This window comes from Oceanibaculum nanhaiense, assembly GCF_002148795.1.
GTDB lineage: Bacteria > Pseudomonadota > Alphaproteobacteria > Oceanibaculales > Oceanibaculaceae > Oceanibaculum > Oceanibaculum nanhaiense.
The window spans coordinates 145,672-165,307 of record NZ_MPOB01000001.1; the positions used below are offsets into that span (position 1 = coordinate 145,672).

At 65.3% G+C, this 19,636-nt stretch carries 23 protein-coding genes; 10 read left to right on the top strand and 13 right to left on the bottom strand.

The features are described from left to right. Position 1 precedes the first annotated feature (1 nt). Positions 2-892 (bottom strand): DUF1848 domain-containing protein, encoded by an 891-nt coding sequence (locus tag BKM74_RS00665; RefSeq protein ID WP_086463775.1) that lies wholly within the window; start codon positions 890-892, stop codon positions 2-4. A 177-nt stretch (positions 893-1,069) separates the two neighbouring features. On the opposite strand from BKM74_RS00665, the gene dnaK reads away from it, so the two are divergent. Beyond that, entirely contained in the window at positions 1,070-3,016 is a 1,947-nt protein-coding gene (gene dnaK, locus BKM74_RS00670; protein WP_086463776.1) for a molecular chaperone DnaK, read from the top strand. 117 nt (positions 3,017-3,133) lie between these two features. Further along, complete coding sequence (dnaJ, locus tag BKM74_RS00675) at positions 3,134-4,279, top strand: molecular chaperone DnaJ (RefSeq protein ID WP_086463777.1); 1,146 nt, start codon at positions 3,134-3,136, stop codon at positions 4,277-4,279. A 204-nt stretch (positions 4,280-4,483) separates the two neighbouring features. Here dnaJ and BKM74_RS00680 read toward each other — a convergent pair whose 3' ends face one another. Then, positions 4,484-5,020 (bottom strand): PadR family transcriptional regulator, encoded by a 537-nt coding sequence (locus BKM74_RS00680; protein WP_086463778.1) that lies wholly within the window; start codon positions 5,018-5,020, stop codon positions 4,484-4,486. Positions 5,021-5,242: 222 nt separating this feature from the next. Here BKM74_RS00680 and dapB point away from each other — a divergent pair, with 222 nt between their 5' ends. Continuing rightward, positions 5,243-6,043 (top strand): 4-hydroxy-tetrahydrodipicolinate reductase, encoded by an 801-nt coding sequence (dapB, locus tag BKM74_RS00685; protein WP_176342359.1) that lies wholly within the window; start codon positions 5,243-5,245, stop codon positions 6,041-6,043. Here the strand turns inward: dapB and BKM74_RS00690 are convergent. Further along, a complete protein-coding gene (locus tag BKM74_RS00690) occupies positions 6,040-6,546 on the bottom strand; it encodes a DUF2244 domain-containing protein (protein ID WP_086463780.1) in 507 nt (168 codons plus the stop codon). The genes dapB and BKM74_RS00690 overlap by 4 nt on opposite strands. 113 nt (positions 6,547-6,659) lie before the next feature. Here BKM74_RS00690 and nth point away from each other — a divergent pair, with 113 nt between their 5' ends. Continuing rightward, positions 6,660-7,307 carry an endonuclease III gene (gene nth / locus BKM74_RS00695; RefSeq protein WP_086464218.1) on the top strand — a complete coding sequence of 216 codons (648 nt, stop codon included), beginning with the start codon at positions 6,660-6,662 and terminating at the stop codon, positions 7,305-7,307. 37 nt (positions 7,308-7,344) lie between these two features. Here nth and BKM74_RS00700 read toward each other — a convergent pair whose 3' ends face one another. From BKM74_RS00700 to BKM74_RS00710, 3 genes are all read right to left on the bottom strand, one after another. Further along, complete coding sequence (locus tag BKM74_RS00700) at positions 7,345-7,854, bottom strand: hypothetical protein (protein ID WP_140056000.1); 510 nt, start codon at positions 7,852-7,854, stop codon at positions 7,345-7,347. A gap of 103 nt (positions 7,855-7,957) precedes the next feature. Then, complete coding sequence (locus BKM74_RS00705; RefSeq protein ID WP_176342326.1) at positions 7,958-8,449, bottom strand: bactofilin family protein; 492 nt, start codon at positions 8,447-8,449, stop codon at positions 7,958-7,960. A 176-nt stretch (positions 8,450-8,625) separates the two neighbouring features. Beyond that, the gene (locus BKM74_RS00710; protein ID WP_086463783.1) at positions 8,626-9,333 is read right to left on the bottom strand and encodes an EI24 domain-containing protein; all 708 of its coding nucleotides are present in this window, start codon (positions 9,331-9,333) and stop codon (positions 8,626-8,628) included. 155 nt (positions 9,334-9,488) lie between these two features. On the opposite strand from BKM74_RS00710, the gene BKM74_RS00715 reads away from it, so the two are divergent. From BKM74_RS00715 to ppa, 3 genes are all read left to right on the top strand, one after another. Next, positions 9,489-10,484 carry an adenosine kinase gene (locus BKM74_RS00715; RefSeq protein WP_086463784.1) on the top strand — a complete coding sequence of 332 codons (996 nt, stop codon included), beginning with the start codon at positions 9,489-9,491 and terminating at the stop codon, positions 10,482-10,484. Further along, positions 10,481-11,818: an AmpG family muropeptide MFS transporter gene (locus tag BKM74_RS00720; RefSeq protein WP_245825693.1), complete on the top strand. Its 1,338-nt coding sequence runs from the start codon at positions 10,481-10,483 to the stop codon at positions 11,816-11,818. Before BKM74_RS00715 ends, BKM74_RS00720 begins: the two co-directional genes overlap by 4 nt. A gap of 109 nt (positions 11,819-11,927) precedes the next feature. Beyond that, positions 11,928-12,461: an inorganic diphosphatase gene (gene ppa, locus BKM74_RS00725; RefSeq protein WP_086463785.1), complete on the top strand. Its 534-nt coding sequence runs from the start codon at positions 11,928-11,930 to the stop codon at positions 12,459-12,461. A gap of 55 nt (positions 12,462-12,516) precedes the next feature. Here ppa and BKM74_RS00730 read toward each other — a convergent pair whose 3' ends face one another. The 7 genes from BKM74_RS00730 to hisB are packed head-to-tail and all read right to left on the bottom strand — an operon-like array spanning position 12,517 to position 16,564. Next, on the bottom strand, positions 12,517-12,885 hold the full coding sequence (locus BKM74_RS00730) for a histidine triad nucleotide-binding protein (RefSeq protein ID WP_086463786.1): 369 nt from the start codon (positions 12,883-12,885) through the stop codon (positions 12,517-12,519). A gap of 21 nt (positions 12,886-12,906) precedes the next feature. Continuing rightward, positions 12,907-13,227 carry a phosphoribosyl-ATP diphosphatase gene (locus BKM74_RS00735; RefSeq protein ID WP_086463787.1) on the bottom strand — a complete coding sequence of 107 codons (321 nt, stop codon included), beginning with the start codon at positions 13,225-13,227 and terminating at the stop codon, positions 12,907-12,909. Next, complete coding sequence (gene hisF, locus BKM74_RS00740; RefSeq protein WP_086463788.1) at positions 13,224-14,000, bottom strand: imidazole glycerol phosphate synthase subunit HisF; 777 nt, start codon at positions 13,998-14,000, stop codon at positions 13,224-13,226. The genes BKM74_RS00735 and hisF overlap by 4 nt, the downstream gene beginning before the upstream one ends. 1 nt (position 14,001) lies before the next feature. Then, positions 14,002-14,739: a 1-(5-phosphoribosyl)-5-[(5-phosphoribosylamino)methylideneamino]imidazole-4-carboxamide isomerase gene (hisA, locus tag BKM74_RS00745; RefSeq protein ID WP_086463789.1), complete on the bottom strand. Its 738-nt coding sequence runs from the start codon at positions 14,737-14,739 to the stop codon at positions 14,002-14,004. Next, positions 14,736-15,302, bottom strand: a complete 567-nt coding sequence (locus tag BKM74_RS00750) for a GNAT family N-acetyltransferase (protein ID WP_086463790.1) — start codon at positions 15,300-15,302, stop codon at positions 14,736-14,738. The genes hisA and BKM74_RS00750 overlap by 4 nt, the downstream gene beginning before the upstream one ends. Beyond that, positions 15,299-15,955: an imidazole glycerol phosphate synthase subunit HisH gene (gene hisH, locus BKM74_RS00755; RefSeq protein ID WP_086463791.1), complete on the bottom strand. Its 657-nt coding sequence runs from the start codon at positions 15,953-15,955 to the stop codon at positions 15,299-15,301. The genes BKM74_RS00750 and hisH overlap by 4 nt, the downstream gene beginning before the upstream one ends. 9 nt (positions 15,956-15,964) lie before the next feature. Continuing rightward, positions 15,965-16,564: an imidazoleglycerol-phosphate dehydratase HisB gene (gene hisB / locus BKM74_RS00760; protein WP_086463792.1), complete on the bottom strand. Its 600-nt coding sequence runs from the start codon at positions 16,562-16,564 to the stop codon at positions 15,965-15,967. Positions 16,565-16,732: 168 nt separating this feature from the next. Between hisB and hslV the strand changes: the two genes are divergently transcribed. Genes hslV through hslU form a run of 3 tightly spaced genes read left to right on the top strand, consistent with a single transcriptional unit; the run spans position 16,733 to position 19,635 of the window. After that, positions 16,733-17,281, top strand: coding sequence for an ATP-dependent protease subunit HslV (gene hslV / locus BKM74_RS00765; RefSeq protein WP_086463793.1), 549 nt, complete (start codon positions 16,733-16,735; stop codon positions 17,279-17,281). Then, positions 17,278-18,264, top strand: a complete 987-nt coding sequence (locus BKM74_RS00770; RefSeq protein ID WP_245825696.1) for a glycerophosphodiester phosphodiesterase — start codon at positions 17,278-17,280, stop codon at positions 18,262-18,264. The genes hslV and BKM74_RS00770 overlap by 4 nt, the downstream gene beginning before the upstream one ends. A gap of 60 nt (positions 18,265-18,324) precedes the next feature. Next, positions 18,325-19,635 carry an ATP-dependent protease ATPase subunit HslU gene (gene hslU / locus BKM74_RS00775; protein ID WP_086463794.1) on the top strand — a complete coding sequence of 437 codons (1,311 nt, stop codon included), beginning with the start codon at positions 18,325-18,327 and terminating at the stop codon, positions 19,633-19,635. Position 19,636: the final 1 nt, after the last annotated feature.

Here is a 19,636-nt window from a genome sequence, read left to right on the forward strand (position 1 = left end):
TTTACGGCAACAGGCTTTCGGCCGCCGGGTCATGCGCCCGGTGGCGACGCCGCGCCTTGTCATGATCGGCAACCGCATAGCAATAGGTGCAGCCATGCGGGCAGCTGTCATAACCGCCGATGTCCCGCGATTCGGCGCACAGGCAGCCCGGCCGGTTGCCCTTCACCCGGGCCGCGATGTCGCGGCCCGCGACATCCGACAGGCGCCCTGCATCGATGCAGGCGGCAGGCGAGAGGCCATCCGTCAGCCGGTCGGGCTGGGCGCACAGCGTGAGCCGCATGCCCGCATCCTTCGCGATCTCCGCAAGATCGGTCAGCAATGCCGACGATTCCGCCGGTTCCGGCACGCGCCAGGCCAGGCCGTGACGCTGCGCCGCCCGATCCAGATTGCGCACGGCCTTGCGATAGGGAGCGAGGATCGAGACCACCGCCTCGTCCACCGCCCCGGCAAGCGCCTGCGCCATCCGGCGGAAAGTGGTGCGATGCCAGTCGGCATCCATACAGTCCGCACCCATCCCGTCGGCGAACAGGATCGGATCATAGCGCCAGACCACCGCACGCTGCCCATAGGCCGTCGCCATCGCGCGCATCTGGGCGATGGCGGCATCGGCCGGCAGGGTGGCGCGCTCCCACTCGCGCGGATAGCCGGTCGCCGTGTACTGGACGATAAAAGGCAGCCTCCGCGCCGTGACCTCTTCGAGCGCCGGCAGGAAGGGTGCGACGTTACGCGTCCAGAACACGAAGCCGTCCACGGCATCCGCCGTGAGCGCCACCCTGTAAGGCCTGCTGCCATAGGGATTGGCGACCATACAATGGCCCGCGCGCAGCCGTTCCCGGAACCACTCGCCATAGAAAGCCGGAATGTCGGTACGGTAGCTCGCAGAGACGATCATGTGCGGTTTTGCCGGTTTTTGCGTCTGAATTGGCGGATTTTCACCGTTGCAGCGCCAAGTACTGCTGCCTATATACCCTTGCAGTTCCGTCAGGTCAGCTTAACCCCATCGCATAAGGGGGCTCCGACCGGTGCCTTGACGGGCCGAGTGAGCCCTGCTGAAGAAAGGAAATAGAGCATGTCCAAAGTTATCGGCATCGACCTTGGTACGACCAACTCTTGCGTCGCCGTGATGGAAGGCGGCAATGCCCGCGTTATCGAGAACGCGGAAGGCATGCGCACCACGCCGTCGATGGTCGCGTTTACCGAGGGCGGCGAACGCCTGGTCGGTCTGCCGGCGAAGCGCCAGGCAGTAACCAATCCGGAAAACACCCTGTTCGCGATCAAGCGCCTCGTCGGCCGCCGGATCGACGACCCGATGGTGGAGAAGGACAAGGGCCTCGTCCCCTACAAGATCGTGAAGGCGGATAATGGCGACGCCTGGGTCGAGAGCCGCGGCAAGAAGTACAGCCCCAGCGAGGTCAGCGCCTTCATCCTGCAGAAGATGAAGGAAACCGCCGAGAACCACCTGGGCGAGAAGGTCACGCAGGCGGTCATCACCGTCCCGGCCTATTTCAACGACGCCCAGCGTCAGGCCACCAAGGACGCCGGCAAGATCGCCGGGCTGGAAGTGCTGCGCATCATCAACGAGCCGACCGCCGCAGCGCTCGCCTATGGCCTGGAAAAGAAGGGCAGCGGCATCGTCGCGGTCTATGACCTTGGCGGCGGCACCTTCGACGTGTCGATCCTGGAGATCGGCGACGGCGTGTTCGAGGTGAAGTCCACCAATGGCGACACCTTCCTGGGCGGCGAGGATTTCGACAGCCGGATCATCCAGTACCTGGCCGACGAGTTCAAAAAGGAAGCCGGCATCGACCTGCGTGGCGACAAGATGGCGCTGCAGCGCCTGAAGGAAGCCGCCGAGAAGGCGAAGATCGAGCTGTCCAGCACCACCGAGACCGAGATCAACCTGCCCTTCATCACCGCCGACCAGTCTGGTCCGAAGCATCTGACCATGAAGCTGTCGCGCGCCAAGCTGGAAGCGCTGGTGGATGATCTGGTGAAGCGCACCATCGAGCCCTGCAAGGCGGCGCTGAAGGATGCCGGCATCACCGCCGGCGAGGTGAACGAGGTGATCATGGTCGGCGGTATGACCCGCATGCCGAAGATCCTCGAGACTGTGAAGAATTTCTTCGGGCGCGAGCCGCATCGCGGCGTCAACCCGGATGAGGTGGTGGCCGTGGGTGCGGCCATTCAGGGTGCGGTGCTGAAGGGCGAGGTGAAGGACGTCCTGCTGCTCGACGTGACCCCGCTGTCGCTGGGCATCGAGACGCTGGGCGGCGTATTCACCCGCCTGATCGACCGCAACACCACGATCCCGACCAAGAAGAGCCAGGTGTTCTCGACCGCCGAGGATAATCAGACGGCGGTGACCATCCGGGTGTTCCAGGGTGAGCGCGAAATGGCGGCGGACAACAAGATGCTGGGCCAGTTCGATCTGGTCGGCCTGCCGACGGCGCCGCGCGGCATCCCGCAGATCGAGGTCACCTTCGACATCGACGCCAACGGCATCGTGAACGTCTCGGCGAAGGACAAGGCGACCAACAAGGAGCAGGCCATCCGCATCCAGGCCTCGGGCGGTCTGTCCGATGCCGATATCGAGCAGATGGTGAAGGACGCCGAGGCCAACGCCGCCGAGGACAAGAAGCGGCGCGAGGCGGTGGAAGCCCGCAACCACGCCGAATCGCTGGTGCACACCACCGAAAAGAACCTGGCCGAGCATGGCAGCCACATCGGTGCCGACGAGAAATCGGCAATCGAGGCCGATATCGCCGCGCTGAAGGAAGCCATGGCCGGCGACGATGCGGCCCTCATCAAGGAAAAGACCGAGAAGCTGGCACAATCCGCCATGAAGCTCGGTGAAGCCATGTACAAGGCCCAGCAGGATGGCGGGGCCGGTGGCTCCGGTGATGGCGAGGGCGGCGGCGATGCCGGCAGCGGCGACGCGGCGGCCAAGGGCGACGACAAGGTCGTCGACGCCGATTTCGAGGAAGTGGACGACGAGGACCGCAAGAAGTCGGCCTAAAGTCCGATGACCGCGAACGGCACAGTCCGTTACGCAACCGAAATGCCTGTGACCTCCGGGGCATCATCCCCGGAGGTCGCGGTGCCTACTCATCGTCAGTCCAGGGGCCGCTAAACAATGGCGAAGCGGGACTATTACGAGACACTCGGCGTCGATCGCGGGGCCGACAAGGACGGGCTGAAGCGGGCCTACCGCAAGCTCGCCATGCAATATCATCCGGATCGCAATCCGGACGATCCCGAGGCCGAGGCACGCTTCAAGGAAGTGAACGAGGCCTATGACGTCCTGAAGGACGAGGAAAAGCGCGCGGCCTATGACCGGTTCGGCCACGCCGCCTTCGAGAATGGCGGCGGCCCGCGCGGCAACGGGCGCGGCGCCGGCGGCTTCGATTTCGGCGGCGGCTTTGCCGATATCTTCGACGAGATGTTCGGCGAGTTCATGGGCGGCCAGCGTGGCCGCGGCGGCCAGCGTGGCCGCGGCGCCGACCTTAGGCTCAATCTGGAAATCACCCTGGAGGACGCCTTCGCCGGCGCCACCAAGGAACTCCGCATCCCGACCTCCGTGGCCTGCGAAGCCTGCGATGGCAGCGGCGCCGAGGCCGGCTCCCAGCCGGTGTCCTGCCCGACCTGCGCCGGTGCCGGAAAGGTGCGTGCGCAACAGGGCTTCTTCACCATCGAGCGCAGCTGCCCGACCTGTGGCGGTGCCGGCAAGGTGATCGAGAATCCGTGCCGTTCCTGCGGTGGCAGCGGCCGCCAGCAGCGCGAGAAGGCCCTCTCCGTCTCCATCCCGGCCGGCGTCGAGGAAGGCACGCGCATCCGCCTGTCCGGCGAGGGCGAGGCCGGGTTGCGCGGCGCCGCCACCGGCGATCTCTATATTTTCCTGACCATCGCCCCGCACCGCTTCTTCCAGCGCGATGGGGCGGACATCCATTGCCGGGTGCCGATCCCGATGACCAAGGCCACGCTGGGTGGCTCCATCGAGGTGCCGACACTGGAAGGCAAGCGGGTGAAGGTCAGCGTGCCCGAGGGCACCCAGAACGGCCATCAGTTCCGCCTGCGCGGCAAGGGCATGACCGTGCTGAACAGCAATCTGCGCGGCGATCTCTATATTGAAGTTACTGTCGAGACCCCGGTGAGCCTGACCAAGCAGCAAAAGGAGCTGCTGAAGCAGTTCGAGGAAAGCGGCAACCACGACAAGACCAACCCGGAATCCGCCGGCTTCTTCGCCAAGGTGAAGGAGCTGTGGGAAGACCTGCGAGACTAGTCCTCACACCCGCATTATCGCGGTATCGCCGGGGGGTAGCGCTGCTGCTCCCCGGCTTTTTTATGTGCCGGAATTCAGCCTTTCAGGGAAGCGCCCTTCACCTGCGGGAGCGCTGACGCCATGATACCGTAGTCCAAGATAAGTATTTGATCTATCGAGAGGTAATACCGCAACTCGGCGCCCTATCCAGCTATCTGCATCGCCCTAGCGGGCTTTGCGGTCGCGTTCGATCGCATTCACGATGGCGCGGCCTTCGCCCTGCAGGAAGTCGATAGCGGCGCGCGCCATCACCTGGCCGAAGCGGGCGACAAAACGCTGGCCTTCGGTCGGCGGACTACCGCGATAGGTCTGGAAATGCGCCAGCACACCGCGCGATTCCGCCAGCCGCTCATCCAGCAGCCGGTCCAGCGTGTCCCGATCCAGCATGTCGGCAAAGAACATGGCGGCCAGGAATTCGGAGCGGGTCTGTTCCTGGCCCTTTGCGCGAATCAGGCTGGAATGCAAGGATTCCCGTCCTTTTTCGGTCAGCCGATAGGTCCGCTTATCGAGCGCCGACACCTTGTCGCCATCCAGGCTCTCGATCTCGGCAGCGGCCAGTAATTTCGCCAGCGCCGGGTACAGCGCGCCATAGCTCATGCCCTGATAGGGGCCGAAACTGTCCTTCAGCCGCTTTCTGATCTCATAGCCGGTGGCATCGCCCAGACTGAGCACGCCAAGACAGAGGCAACGAATGTCGATCATACCGGAAACCCTCGGTTCTGGTCAGCATATCGAGAAGAATTTATCATATATTTCAAATAACATTTCCCGCCAACCCCGAACAGCCCGAAAATTCGGAGTGCCGGCCCCGCCACGCGATCACACCGTCATGGACCGGAAGTGCCGCTTGGTAATCCACCGGAAAACCGGTTATAACGGGCGTCAAGCAAGGCGCTACCGGGCAGGGGGAAGAAAATGACGGCCATGAAGATCGGAATCGTCGGTGCCGGCGGCGTCATGGGCCGCATGCTCATCCAGGCCGTGGCGCGCTCGGACAAGACCGTGCTGGTTGGTGCCACCGACCGACCCGGCACGCCGCATATCGGCAAGGATGCAGGGCTGGTTGCCGGAATCGAGGCGCTGGACGTCCCGATCACCGAGGATGCCGAGGCACTTTTCGCCGCTGCCGAAACGATCATCGATTTCACCGCCCCAGCCGCCAGCCTGGCGCATGCCGAACTGGCCGCCCGCCACGGCACCGCCCTGGTGGTCGGCACCACCGGCCTCACCCAATCGGATCGCACGGCGCTGCAGCTGCAGGCCCAGAAAATCCCGCTGGTTTTCGCTCCGAATATGAGCATCGGCGTAAATCTGATGTTCGCGCTGACGCGCCAGATCGCCGCCGTGCTGGATAATGATTACGATATCGAAATTGTTGAGATGCACCATCGCCGCAAGGTCGATGCCCCCTCCGGCACGGCGCTGGGGCTGGGCGAGGCCGCGGCGGCCGGCAGGGGTGTCGATCTAGCCGAAGTGCAGCAACGCGCCCGCGATGGCCATACCGGGCCGCGCACCCCCGGCGATATCGGTTTCGCCGTACTGCGCGGCGGCGATGTGGTCGGCGACCATACGGTGGTGTTCGCGGCCGAGGGCGAGCGCATCGAACTCACCCACAAGGCCAGCAACCGCACCATCTACGCCGATGGAGCGCTGCGCGCCGCGCTGTGGACCCGTGGGCGCGCGCCTGGCTTCTACGGCATGGATGACGTGTTGGGGCTTAACTAACCCAGATCCGGCGCGCGGCTGCGCTGAAGCGCCTCGCGCAGCGCTTCCGCCAGTTCTGTCTTCTCCGGCTGGCTCAGAAAGCTGGCGATCTCCAGCTGCCTGCCATGGCTCGCCAGCACCAGCGGCACCGGATACTCGCTGGCCGCCTCATGCCGCACCTTCAGCCAGTAGGGCTGGAAACTCCAGCGCCGCTCATGACCGGACGGGCTGAATCGCTGCACCGTCAGCTCCGACTCGTCGAGCCGGACGGTCTCGCGGGCCAGCGCCGCGCGGTAATTCATTCTGAAAGCGAAATAGAGCAGGGCGACATCGAGCCCGAGGAAGCCGAAAACCGGCCAGGCGCCGATCAGCAGGAACATGATCCCCATGGTCAGCGACACGCCGCCAACCGCGCCCATCAGCAGATAGAAGCCGGCAGGCGGCAGGCTGCGGTGCGGCGTCAGCGTCGCATCGAAATAGAGCCGGCGCGCCGCGCCGCTCTCCGGGGTTTCCGCGATCTCCATGGGATCAAAGGTAGGATTGTCGGAGGGGTGCGTAAAGCCCGCCCCGTTAACCCCCGCCATGAGCCGTCTTGCCCGCTGCCCGCACCCCGGCTAGAAAGCCACTCATGGCACGCATGACCAAGGCCGATATCGAGGGGTTTTTCGCCCGGCTCCAGGACGCCAATCCGGAACCGGTGGGAGAGCTCGACTATGTGAACCCCTATACGCTGCTGGTGGCGGTCGCGCTGTCGGCGCAGGCGACCGACGTGTCGGTGAACAAGGCGACCGCGAAGCTGTTCCCCATCGCCGATACGCCGGAAAAGATGCTGGCGCTGGGCGAGGCGGGACTGAAGCAGCACATCAAGACCATCGGCCTGTTCAATTCCAAGGCGAAGAACGTCATCGAGATGAGCCGCCTGCTGATTGAGCGGCATGGCGGCGAGGTGCCGGCCGACCGCACGGCGCTGGAGGCACTACCCGGGGTTGGCCGCAAGACCGCGAACGTAGTGCTGAACATCGCCTTCGGCCAGCCGACCATCGCCGTCGACACGCATCTCTTCCGGGTCTCGAACCGCACCGGCCTCGCCCCCGGCAAGACGCCGCTGGCGGTTGAGCTGGGGCTGGAGAAGCGCATTCCCGCGCCCTATTTGCGGCATGCCCATCACTGGCTGATTCTGCACGGCCGCTATATCTGCAAGGCGCGCAAGCCGGATTGCTGGCGCTGCATCGTCGCTGATTTCTGCAAATTCAAGGAAAAGACACCCGATCCCGCCAGCCTGTAACCGGCCTGGCCCGTGAGACGGTTAGCTGGGGCGGTTCTTAGCTGCCGCGCAGAGAGGCGGGCAGCACGGCGAGCCCGTTCAGGCAGGAGCCGACATTCAGTGCCGACAGGCTGCGCGGGTCACGCGTCTCGACATGGACGACGCGATATTCGCCCTGCTCCGGATAGAGGAAGATGTCGAGGATGCAGCGGCGGTCGGTATATTGCCAGACCTGGGCCGGGCTCTCGCGGCGCAGATAACGCGGCTGGCCCAGCAGGCCGCCCAGCTGCTGCGCCGTCATGCCAACCAGTTCCGGCGCCGCGGCCCCCGTCCCGGCCTGCGGGGCCAGAGACATATTATCCGGCCTGGCCGACGGTTCCGGCAGCAGCCCGGCCAGCCCACCAGAGAGCCCGCTGGCGAAACCAGGCAAGGCGGACGGTTGGGCAACCATGTCGGAACCCTGCACCGGCGCGGCGGACGCTGCCGTGGATGCGATTGTCGGGCCGGATGGCGCTTCCGTGGCGCAACCCGCCAGCAACAGCGCCGAAACGGACAGAAGACGGGGCAACAGGCCGCTCTTGCGGCCCTCCTGCCTGTTCCGCCCGATATGCCTGCCCGCCACCTTCATGCCGTACCTGCCCGAATCCGGTTTGCCGCCCCACTACCCCGCGTTACGACGCGGCGGTCGGCTTTTCTTCCGTCTTGATCTCGCCCTTGGCGTCCGCCTTGGCAGGCGCGCCGGAGCGCACATCGCCGTTGATCTCGCCGCCGGCCTCGACCTCAAGCTGGCCATACCGCACCGAGCCCTGGATGCGCCCGCCATTGCGGACGGTCAGCCGGCCACGCACGGTAAGCGCGCCATCGAAGCTGCCGCTGATATCGGCTTCCTCGATCTCCGCCTCGCCCTTGAAAACACCCGAAGGCGTGATCTCGATGGCCTGGCAGTTCTTCAGCTTGGCATCCACCCGGCCTTCCACCACCAGCACCTCGCAGGCGGTGATGTCGCCGCTCAGCACGATCTCCCGGCCGACGGTCAGGCGCCGGCTGTCCGATACATTGCTGCGCACGGCGCCATCGCCACGACGCCCGGCACCCGGGATATCGAGGCTGCGGCGCGGCAATTCCGGCACGAAATTCGGCGAGTTCGGCTTGATCGTTGACATTGTGCTCCCCCGTTTTCCTTCCGTATCCGCCTGCCCCCCGGCTTTTTCGGAACGGTCCGAAATCGCATCCTGCGCAGCGATTACTTCAGGAGATACTTTTTTGCGCCTGAACATGTAAATAAATTATTAATGGTTTCCGTACGGCTTCGGACAAGCCGAACATTATGGCTTCGAAATTATGCCGGATTTGCTTGCCGCCGCAAGCCCTCGAATAGATGAATCATGGCCGCAGTTGCGAAAACCGGCGCCATCAGATTCACCAGGGGAATCGTCATGAGGAAGGCAAACAGCGCGCCGAGCGTCACGATGCGCGCACCATACCGTTTCCGCAACGCGGCAGCCTCTGCCGGGTCGAGGCGGCGCAGCGCGGCCTGTTCAAAATACTCACGCCCGATCAGATAGCCGTTCAGCAAATAAAACAGCAAAAAATTGACGGCGGGCAAAAGGAGATAAACCGGCAAGGCCAGAAGATTGAGCAACAGCGACAGCGCAAGGAACCGCGCCGCCATTGCAACTGCTTCGACGATGCCTTGCTCGCGCGCCGCCGGCAGCCCCGGATAGTGGCGGTCCTCCACGGCGACTGCGACGCGATCCAGGAAAATCCCGCTCACTGCCGTCGCCACCACGGGGAACAGCAGCCAGGTCAGCCCCAGCACCGCCAGTCCGCCCAGCACATCGACCAGCAGGCGGAACGGATATTCGAACGGCGACGCGGTTTCCGGCGACAGACCGAGATCGGTCAGGCTGACCCCCGACAGCAGCCAGCCGATGGCCCAGAACAGCAAGCCGAACACCAGCGCCGCCGCACCGATGCCCAGCCACACCACGCTGCGCAGCCGCGGATCGGAGAATTGCCTGAGGGCTTTCAGAAGGGCGTCCAGCATGGAAGGCAGCTTTCGGTTAGGGGCAGAATCCCGTAGAGATCGGAATGGCAAAGGGCAACGGCAAGCGCCACTTGTTGCCAGCGGCGCGGCGGTTATACTGCCACGCCATCGACGATGATTCCGCAAGCTTGGCCATCCGCCGGGAAGATAAAGTAATGACAGAAACCCGCTTCGACGTTCTCGGCATCGGCAATGCCATCGTGGACGTGCTCAGCCGCACCGACGATGCCTTCCTGGAAACCCACGGCCTGGACAAGGGGGCGATGCGGCTGATCGATGCGGAACAGGCGGAACGTCTCTATGCCCAGATGGGACCAGGGGTGGAGATGTCCGGCGGATCGGCGGCCAACACGCTGCATGGCATCGCCTCGCTGGGCGGGCGCGGCGCCTTCATTGGCAAGGTGCGCAACGATACGCTGGGAAACATCTTCCGCCACGACATGAAGGCAGCCGGTGTCAGCTTCGAGACCGCATCCGCCAGTGACGGGCCGCCGACCGCGCGCTGCCTGATTCTGGTGACCCCGGACGCGCAGCGCACCATGAACACTTTTCTTGGCGCCTGTATCGAGCTGACGCCCGACGATGTGGATACCGATCTCGTCGCGGCCTCCGCCTACACCTATCTCGAAGGCTATCTGTGGGATCCGCCGCAGGCCAAGGCCGCCTTCCTGAAGGCGGCGAACGCGGCGCATGAGGCCGGCCGCAAGGTTGCGCTGTCGCTGTCGGATGCCTTCTGCGTGGAACGCCACCGCCGGGAATTCCGCGCGCTGGTGGAAAAGCATGTCGATGTGCTGTTCGCCAACGAGGCGGAGATCAAGGCGCTGTTCGAAGTCGCCAGCTTCGACGACGCGATGCAGGCGATCCGCGGCAAGGTCGAGGTCGCGGCGCTGACCCGCAGCGAGAAGGGCGCGGTGATCGTCACCGCAGACGAGGTGCATGTGCTGGATGCCGAGCCGGTCGAGGCGGTGATGGACACCACCGGCGCCGGTGATCTGTACGCCAGCGGCTTCCTGTACGGGCTGACCCGCGGCCTGCCGGTCGCGGTCTGCGGTTCGCTGGGCGCGCTGGCCGCCGCCGAGGTGATCTCGCATTTCGGTGCCCGTCCGGAACGGTCCCTGGCAGAGCTGGTGGCGGACAAGGTGCATGCGTGAACGCAACGGGTGGTCTGGCGGGCCGTTTCGTCCGTAGCCTGAGAGGTTGGCTGGCGGACTCCACCATCTATCTGGAACGGCCGGTCCTTACCCAGTTCTTCCTCGGTTTCGCCAGTGGCCTGCCGCTGCTGCTGACCTTGTCCACGCTGACCGTGTGGCTGGCCGAATCCGGCGTCTCCAAGACCGCCATCGGCCTGTTCGCCCTGGTCGGCGCGCCCTATACCTTCAAATTCGCCTGGGCGCCGCTGATCGACCGCCTGCCGATCCCGGTGCTGACCGGGCTGTTCGGCCGCCGGCGCGGCTGGATGCTGGCCTGCCAGGCCGGCCTCGTGCTGGCGATCCTCGGCCTCGGCGCCAGCGATCCCGCGGTCGATGCGGGCCGCACTGCGATCTTCGCGCTGCTGGTCGCCTTCTTCTCCGCCAGCCAGGACATCGTGATCGACGCTTTCCGCGTGGAAAGCCTGGAGACGCGCCAGCAGGGTGCGGGGGCGGGCATCCTGGTGTTCGGCTATCGCATGGGCATGCTGGTGGCGGGGGCGGGATCGCTCTATCTCGCTGCCTTCCATGGCTGGTTCGCGACCTACGCGATCATGGCGGTCCTCGCGCTCACCGGCAGTCTCGCCATCCTGCTGAGTCCGGAACCGGCGGATGGCCAGCCGGCACAGGAGGGCACGCCGGGTCTCGCCGCCTGGCTGCACGGCGCGGTGGTCGCCCCCTTCGCCGATTTCCTGACGCGGCCGTCCTGGCTGGCGATCCTGCTGTTCATCGTGCTGTACAAGTTCGGTGACGCGCTGGCCGGCGTGATGGCCAACCCGTTCTATATCGAGATGGGCTTCTCCAAGATCGAGATCGCCAATGTCTCCAAGCTGTTCGGCCTGGTGGCGACGCTCGCCGGCGGGCTGATCGGCGGCATCATGGTGGCCAGGTTCGGCCTGCTGAAAAGCCTGATGGTCTGCGGCGTGCTGCAGATGGCCTCCAACCTGATGTTCGCGGTGCAGGCGATGGCCGGCTACGACCTTGCCCTGCTGACCGTGACCATCGGCCTGGAGAATCTGACCGGCGGCATGGGCACGGCGGCCTTCGTCGCCTATCTCTCCAGCCTGTGCAACGTTGCCTATACGGCGACGCAATATGCGCTGCTCAGCTCGCTGATGGCCTTCGCGCGCACCGTGCTGGCCTCCTCCGGCGGCTGGCTGGCCGATCACATGGACTGGGTCGGCTTCTTCCTGCTGTCGGCGGTGGCCGCACTGCCCGGCCTTGTGATGCTGATCTGGCTGATGCGCGCGCTGCCGGCACACGCCGCTGCGCTGCGCCAGGACCGTCCCGCCGAGTGAATTTTTGCCGCAGCGGTGCGACAAGGCTTGCTGCGCCGCAACAAATGCGTAGGATGCGCGCCAACTCCGGCCCTTGCGGCCTGCAGCCTATTCAGCCAGCGAGACCGTTATGGACATCAGCAAGATTTCGATCGGCAAGAACCCGCCTTACGACGTGAATGTCATCGTCGAGATTCCGCTTGGCGGCGCGCCCGTGAAGTATGAGGTGGACAAGGAATCCGGCGCGATGTTCGTCGATCGCTTCCTGCACACCGCCATGTATTACCCGGCCAATTACGGCTTCGTCCCGCACACCCTGTCCGAGGATGGCGATCCGGTCGATGTGCTGGTGCTGGGCAATGTGCCGGTGGTGCCGGGCTCGGTGATGCGGTCGCGCCCGGTCGGCGTCATGCTGATGGAAGACGAGAAGGGGCCAGACGAGAAGATTCTGGCCGTCCCGGTGGACGAACTGCACCCCTATTACAACAATATCGCCAGCTACAAGGATGTGCGCGAGGTGCTGTTGCAGCAGATCGAGCACTTCTTCACCCACTATAAGGATCTGGAGCCGAACAAGTGGGTCCGGGTGAATGGCTGGGGCGATGCCGAGCAGGCGCGGGCCATGATCACCGCCGCCATCGAGCGCGACAAGACGGCGAAGTAGGAAGTAGGCGGATATATCCGGTAAAAAAAACCCCCGCTCCGGCGGGGGTTTTGCTTTACGCCGTCACCTTGTTGATCATGCGGCCCAGCGAGGCGCCGCCGAACACATGGATATGGAGGTGCGGCACTTCCTGATGGCCGTTCTGGCCGATGTTGGAGAGGATGCGGTAGCCGGCCTCGGCGCAGCCCAGATCGCGCGCCACCTTGCCGACCATGCGGATCAGCGCCGCGATTTCCGCCTCCGAGGCGTTTGCCGAGAAATCGTCGAAGGAGATATAGGCCCCCTTCGGAATCACCAGCGCATGCACCGGCGCCATCGGATTGATGTCGTGGAAGGCGAGCGTGTGCTCGTCCTCGGCGATTTTCTTGCAGGGAATCTCGCCGCGCAGGATGCGGGCGAAGATGTTGTTCGGATCGTAGGCCATCGTGCTTCCCCCTGTTACCAGTCAGTCCGCCTTGCGGGACTTCTTCTCCTCCAGGCCGGAGCGGCCCATGCGCGCCTCCAGCGAGCGCCAGACCTCTTCCGGCTGAATGCCCAGCGCCACCCAGGACACCAGCAGGTGATAGAGCACGTCGGCGCTTTCCGAGACCAGCTTGTCGCGGTCACCCATCAGCACTTCCAGCGCCGCCTCGACGCCCTCCTCGCCCAGCTTCTTGGCGATCTTCTTGCGGTCGCCCAGCAGCTTCGCCGTATAGCTGACGTCGGGATCGGCATCCTTGCGCGATTCCAGGATACGGAACAGTTCGTCCAGCGTGCTCTGGCTCATGCCGCCTGCCTTTCCGGGGTCAGTCTGACGGGAATGCCGGCGGCCGCCATCGCCGCCTTCACCTCGGCGATGCGGTATTCGCCGAAATGGAAGATTGAGGCCGCCAGAACCGCCGAGGCATGACCCTCGGTCACGCCCTCGATCAAATGCTGCAGATTGCCGACACCGCCCGAGGCGATGACCGGGATGGTGACGGCATCGGCGATGGCGCGGGTCAGCGGCAGGTCGAAGCCCTGTTTGGTGCCGTCGCGGTCCATCGAGGTCAGCAGGATTTCGCCGGCGCCATATTCCATCATGCGCTGCGCCCAGCCGACCGCCTCAATGCCGGTGGCGTTGCGGCCACCATGGGTGAACACCTCGAAGCCATCGCCGGCGCGCTTGGCGTCCACCGCCACGGTGATGCACTGGCTGCCGAACTTCTGGGCGGCCTGACGCACGAAATCCGGGTCCTTCACGGCGGCGGTGTTGATCGACACCTTGTCGGCCCCGGCCAGCAGCAGCTTGCGGATATCGTCGAGCGTGCGCACGCCGCCGCCGACGGTCAGCGGCATGAAGCATTGCTCGGCGGTGCGCGACACCACATCGAGGATGATGCCGCGATTGTCGGAAGAGGCGGTGATGTCGAGGAAGCACAGCTCGTCCGCGCCCTCACGGTCATAGAGCCTTGCCTGCTCGACCGGATCGCCGGCATCACGCAGATCGACGAAGTTCACGCCCTTCACGACGCGCCCGCCCTTCACGTCGAGGCAGGGGATGATGCGGGTCTTCAGCATGTCAGGCGGCCTCCTTCCCATCGAGAACGGCAATCGCCTGCGTCAGGTCGATGCGCCCATCATAGAGCGCGCGGCCGCTGATCACGCCCTCGATGCCGGACTCGGCCACCGCCATCAGACCCCGCAGATCGTCCAGTGAGGCGACGCCGCCCGAGGCGATGACCGGGATCGAGATGGCACGCGCCAGATCGGCGGTCGCCTGTACATTCACACCCTGCAGGGCGCCATCGCGGTCGATATCGGTATAGATGATGGCGGCAACGCCGGCATCCTCGAAGCGGCGCGCGAGGTCGAGCGCGGTCACGTCCGAGGTTTCGGCCCAGCCCTCGACCGCCACCCGGCCGCCGCGCGCGTCGATGCCCACCGCGATCCGGCCCGGATGCGCCTTGCAGGCCTCGATGACCAGCTGCGGGTTGCGCAGCGCCGCCGTGCCCAGGATGATTCGGGAAATGCCGGCCGCCAGCCAGCGCTCGATTCCGGCATGATCGCGGATGCCGCCGCCAAGCTGCACCGGCACCGAGACGGCGGCAAGGATCGAGCGCACCGCCACCTCGTTCACCGCCTTGCCGGCGAAGGCGCCGTCGAGATCGACCACATGCAGCCACTGGCAGCCGGCGGCCTGGAACTTGGCGGCCTGCGCGCCCGGGTCGTCGCTGAACACGGTGGCCTTGTCCATCTCGCCATGCAGCAGGCGGACACACTCGCCGCCCTTCAGGTCGATGGCGGGGTAGAGGATCATGACAGCGGAATCTCCTGCTTCGGCGCCTCGGTCTCGCTGAGGTTCTTGTAATAGAAATGGCCGGCGATAATGTCGCCCCCCACCCGGGCATAATAGGGATGCGTGCCCCAGCGCACATAGCCCAGCGATTCGTAAAGCTTGATCGCCGCCGACTGGCTGTCGCGCACATCAAGGTTGATGCTGCGGAAGCCCCAGGCCCGCGCCGCCTGCTCGGCAGCCACGACAATGGCGCGCGCCAGACCATGCCCGCGCGCCCAGGGCGCCACGAAATGACCGGTCAGCTGCAAGGCGAAAGCCTGCGCCTCATTATTGCGGGCCGGGCGCAGAGTCTGCGCCGCCGCCGCGATGGTGCCGTCCAGCCGGCCGACGAACAAGTGCCGCTCCGGCACCAGCAGCACGCCGCGCCAGTAGGCTTCCAGCACATGGCGCGCCGGCGGCGTCACCCAGCCGAAGCCGCCGCCATCCAGAATGGCGCCCTCGGTGGCGTCGCACAAATCCTCGAGATCGTTCCCGGAGAATTCTTCCAGCCGCTCGGCCGATGTCCTGACCGCGATTTCCGTCATGGTGTCCAGCCCAGGAAATTGGCGATCAGCCGCAAGCCGGCCTCCTGGCTCTTTTCCGGATGGAACTGCGTGCCGACCAGATTATCGCGCCCGATGATGGCGGTGACCGGCCCGCCATAATCGACCGTCGCCAGCCTATGTGCCGGATCGGCAACCGCCAGATGATAGGAATGCACAAAATAGGCATGGTCGCCTGAGCGGATGCCGGCCAGCACCGGATGCTCCGCGCCGTTCAGCTCCAGCTCGTTCCAGCCCATATGCGGCACTTTCAGCGTCTTGTCCGACGGCGTCAGCGCCACCACGTCGCCGGGAATCCAGCCCAGCCCCTGGCTGGTCTCGAATTCCAGGCCGCGATCCGCCATCAGCTGCATGCCGACGCAGATGCCGAGGAACGGCTTGCCGCCCTGGATCACCTGCGCCTCCAGCGCCTCGATCATGCCGGGCACCGCTGTCAGGCCGCGCTTGCAATCGGCGAAGGCGCCGACGCCGGGCAGCACGATATGGCTGGCCGTGGCCAGCACCGCCGCCTCGTCGGTGACTGTCACCTCGGCATCGATGCCATTGTCGCGCGCCGCGCGCTCGAAGGCCTTGGCCGCCGAACGAAGGTTGCCGGAGCCGTAATCGATGATGACGGCCCGCTTCTTCCCTGTCATCGCCGCCTCCTAGAGCGTGCCGCCGAGGACGCCCTTGGTCGAGGGCACGGCATCGGCCTTGCGCGGGTCGATCTCGATGGCCTGGCGCAGGCTGCGGGCCAGTGCCTTGAAGCAGCTCTCGACGATGTGGTGATTATTCTCGCCGTAGAGATTCTCCACATGCAGCGTCACCCCGCCGGCCTGGGCGAAGGCCTGGAACCATTCCTTGAACAGTTCGGTATCCATCTCGCCCAGCTTCGGCCGGGTGAAATTCACCTTCCAGATCAGATAGGGCCGGTTCGAGCAATCCAGCGCCACGCGGGTCAGCGTCTCGTCCATCGGAATCAGTGCCGAACCATAGCGGGTGATGCCCTTGCGCTCGCCCAGCGCCTTGGAGAAGGCCTCGCCGATGGCGATCCCGCTATCCTCGGTGGTGTGGTGATAATCGATGTGCAGATCGCCTTCCGCGCGGACCTTCAGGTCGATCAACGAGTGGCGCGATAGCTGCTCCAGCATATGATCGAGGAAGCCGATCCCGGTCTTCACGTCATAGACGCCCGTGCCATCGAGGTTGAGCTCGACGGAGATGCGGGTTTCCTTGGTATTGCGCACGACGCTGCCCTCGCGCATCGGCACTCTCCTCGCTGGAATGATCAGAACGAGGCTTATGTAGCAGTTGCGAGGCCCCGGGCCAAGGGCAGGCGGCATCTTGACCGAAGGATCGCGCGGCCCAACATGCTCTGCTAGTTTCGGCGGGTCTCCCTGACGCCCGCCCACCCGCAACGAAAGCAAGCCTTCATGTCCGATAGCAACCAGGCCGTCTGGCACGGCACAACGATCCTTTCCGTACGCAAGGGCGGCCGGGTGGTCGTCGCCGGCGACGGCCAGGTCAGTCTCGGTTCGACCGTCATCAAGTCGAACGCGCGCAAGGTGCGCCCGCTGGCCAACGGCGCGGTATTGGCCGGCTTTGCCGGCGCCACCGCCGACGCCTTCACCCTGTTCGAGCGGCTGGAGGCGAAGCTGGAGCAATATCCGACCCAGCTGACCCGCGCCTGCGTCGAGCTGGCGAAAGACTGGCGCACCGACCGCTATCTGCGCCGACTGGAGGCGATGATGGCGGTGGCCGACCAGAATGTCTCGCTGATCCTCTCGGGTACCGGCGACGTGCTGGAACCGGAGGACGGCATCATCGCCATCGGCTCCGGCGGCATGTACGCGCTCGCCGCCGCCCGCGCGCTGATCGACCGCGAGGATATGGACGCCGAGGCGGTGGCGCGCCGCGCCATGGGCATCGCCGCCGATATCTGCGTTTACACCAACACCAACGTCACGCTGGAAAGCCTGTGAGGGGAATAACCCTGATCGCGGCGCTGGCGCTGCTGCTGAGCGCCGGTCCTGCTGTCGCGTTTGATCTGCAGGGCCATCGCGGCGCGCGCGGGCTGCTGCCGGAAAATTCGCTACCCGGCTTCGCCAGGGCGTTGAGCCTGGGCGTAACCACGCTGGAACTCGACCTGGCGATGACCGCCGACGGGCAGTTGGTCGTCACCCACGATCCGAGGCTGAATGGCGACCTCGTGCGCGGCCCGGACGGCGCCTATTTCGGCGAGGACGGCCCGCTGATCCGCGATCTGACGCTGGCGCAGGTGCAATCCTACGATGTCGGCACGCTGCGCCCCGGCAGCGGCTATGCCGGCAATTTCAAGGATCAGCAGGCGGTGCCCGGCACACCCATGCCGACGCTGGCCGAGGTGGTCGCGCTGACCGAACGCGCCGGTGCCACCGCCATGCGCTTCAACATCGAGGTGAAGGTGAACCCGACGCGGCCGGAGCTGACCGTGGATCGTGAAACCTTCACGCGAGCGGCGGTGGCGGAAATCGTGCGGCTCGGCATTGCCGGGCGCACCACCCTGCAATCCTTCGACTGGGCGGTGCCGATGCAGGCGCAGCAGCTGGAACCAGCGCTGAAGACCGCCTACCTGACCATCGCGCGCGGCCGCAACGACAATATCCAGCGCGGCCGGCCCGGCACCTCACCCTGGATGGGCGGGCTGGATATCGACGATTTCGCCGGCTCCGCACCGAAGGCCATCAAGGAAGCCGGCGGCGCGATCTGGTCGCCCTTCTTCCGCGACCTGACGGACGAGGATCTGACGGCGGCGCACGCGCTTGGGCTTCAGGTCATTCCCTGGACAGTGAACGATCCGCAGGACATGGCCAATCTCATCGAGCGCGGGGTGGACGGTATCATTACCGACTATCCCGACCGGCTGCGCACCGTGCTGGCGGAAAAGAACATGGCGCTGCCCGCCGCTTTTGCCGTGCAACCCTAGTTTCCGTTCCGCAAAAGTCCCATCTAACGCATTCCGACCCGATAGAGACAGAATTCCACCATGACCGCTTTCACCCCCCGCGAGATCGTCTCCGAACTCGACCGCTACATCGTCGGCCAGAATGACGCCAAGCGTGCCGTCGCCATTGCGCTGCGCAACCGCTGGCGCCGCCAGCAGCTGCCCGAGGCGCTGCGCGAGGAGGTGCTGCCGAAGAACATCCTGATGATCGGCCCGACCGGCGTCGGCAAGACCGAGATCGCCCGCCGCCTCGCCAAGCTGGCGCAGGCCCCGTTCATGAAGGTCGAGGCCACCAAATTCACCGAGGTCGGTTATGTCGGCCGCGATGTCGAGCAGATCGTGCGCGACCTGCTGGAGATCGCCATCACCCAGACCCGCGAGCGCCTGCGCGCCGAGGTCGAGGCCAAGGCACAGCTTGCCGCCGAGGAGCGTGTCATCACCGCACTGGTCGGCGAGGGCGCCGCTGCCGATACCCGCCACCGCTTCCGCAAGATGCTGCGCGAGGGCCAGCTCGATGCCCGCGAGATCGAGATCGAGGTGACCGACACCAGCGGTTCGGCGATGCCGACCATGGATATTCCCGGCATGCCCGGCGCGCAGATGGGCATGATCAATCTGAACGACATTTTCGGGAAGGCGTTCGGCCAGCGCACCCAGAAGAAGAAGCTCTCGGTCTCCGACAGCTACACCCTGCTCATCGAGGAGGAGGCGGACAAACTGCTGGAAGAGGATGCGATCGTGCGCGAGGCGATCCAGGCGGTGGAGCAGAACGGCATCGTGTTCCTCGACGAGATCGACAAGATCTGCGCGCGCTCCGAGCGTTCCGGCGCCGATGTCAGCCGCGAGGGCGTGCAGCGCGACCTGCTGCCGCTGATCGAGGGCACCACGGTCGCCACCAAGCGTGGCCCGGTGAAGACCGACCATATCCTGTTCATCGCGTCGGGTGCCTTCCACCTGGCGAAACCGTCCGACCTGCTGCCGGAGCTGCAGGGAAGGCTGCCGATCCGTGTCGAGTTGCAGGCGCTGACCCGCGACGATTTCAAGCGCATCCTGACCGAGCCGGAGGCCAGCCTGATCAAGCAATATGTAGCGCTGCTGGCGACCGAGCAGGTGACGCTCGACTTCACCGAGGACTCCATCGACGCGCTGGCCACCCTGTCGGCGGAGGTGAACGCCTCGGTCGAGAATATCGGCGCGCGCCGGCTGCACACCGTCATGGAACGGCTGCTGGAGGAGGTGAGCTTCACCGCCACCGACAAGGCCGGCGAGACCATCACCGTGGATGCCGCCTTCGTGCAGAAGCATGTCGGCGACCTCGCCAAGAACGCCGACCTCAGCAAGTTCATCCTGTAGG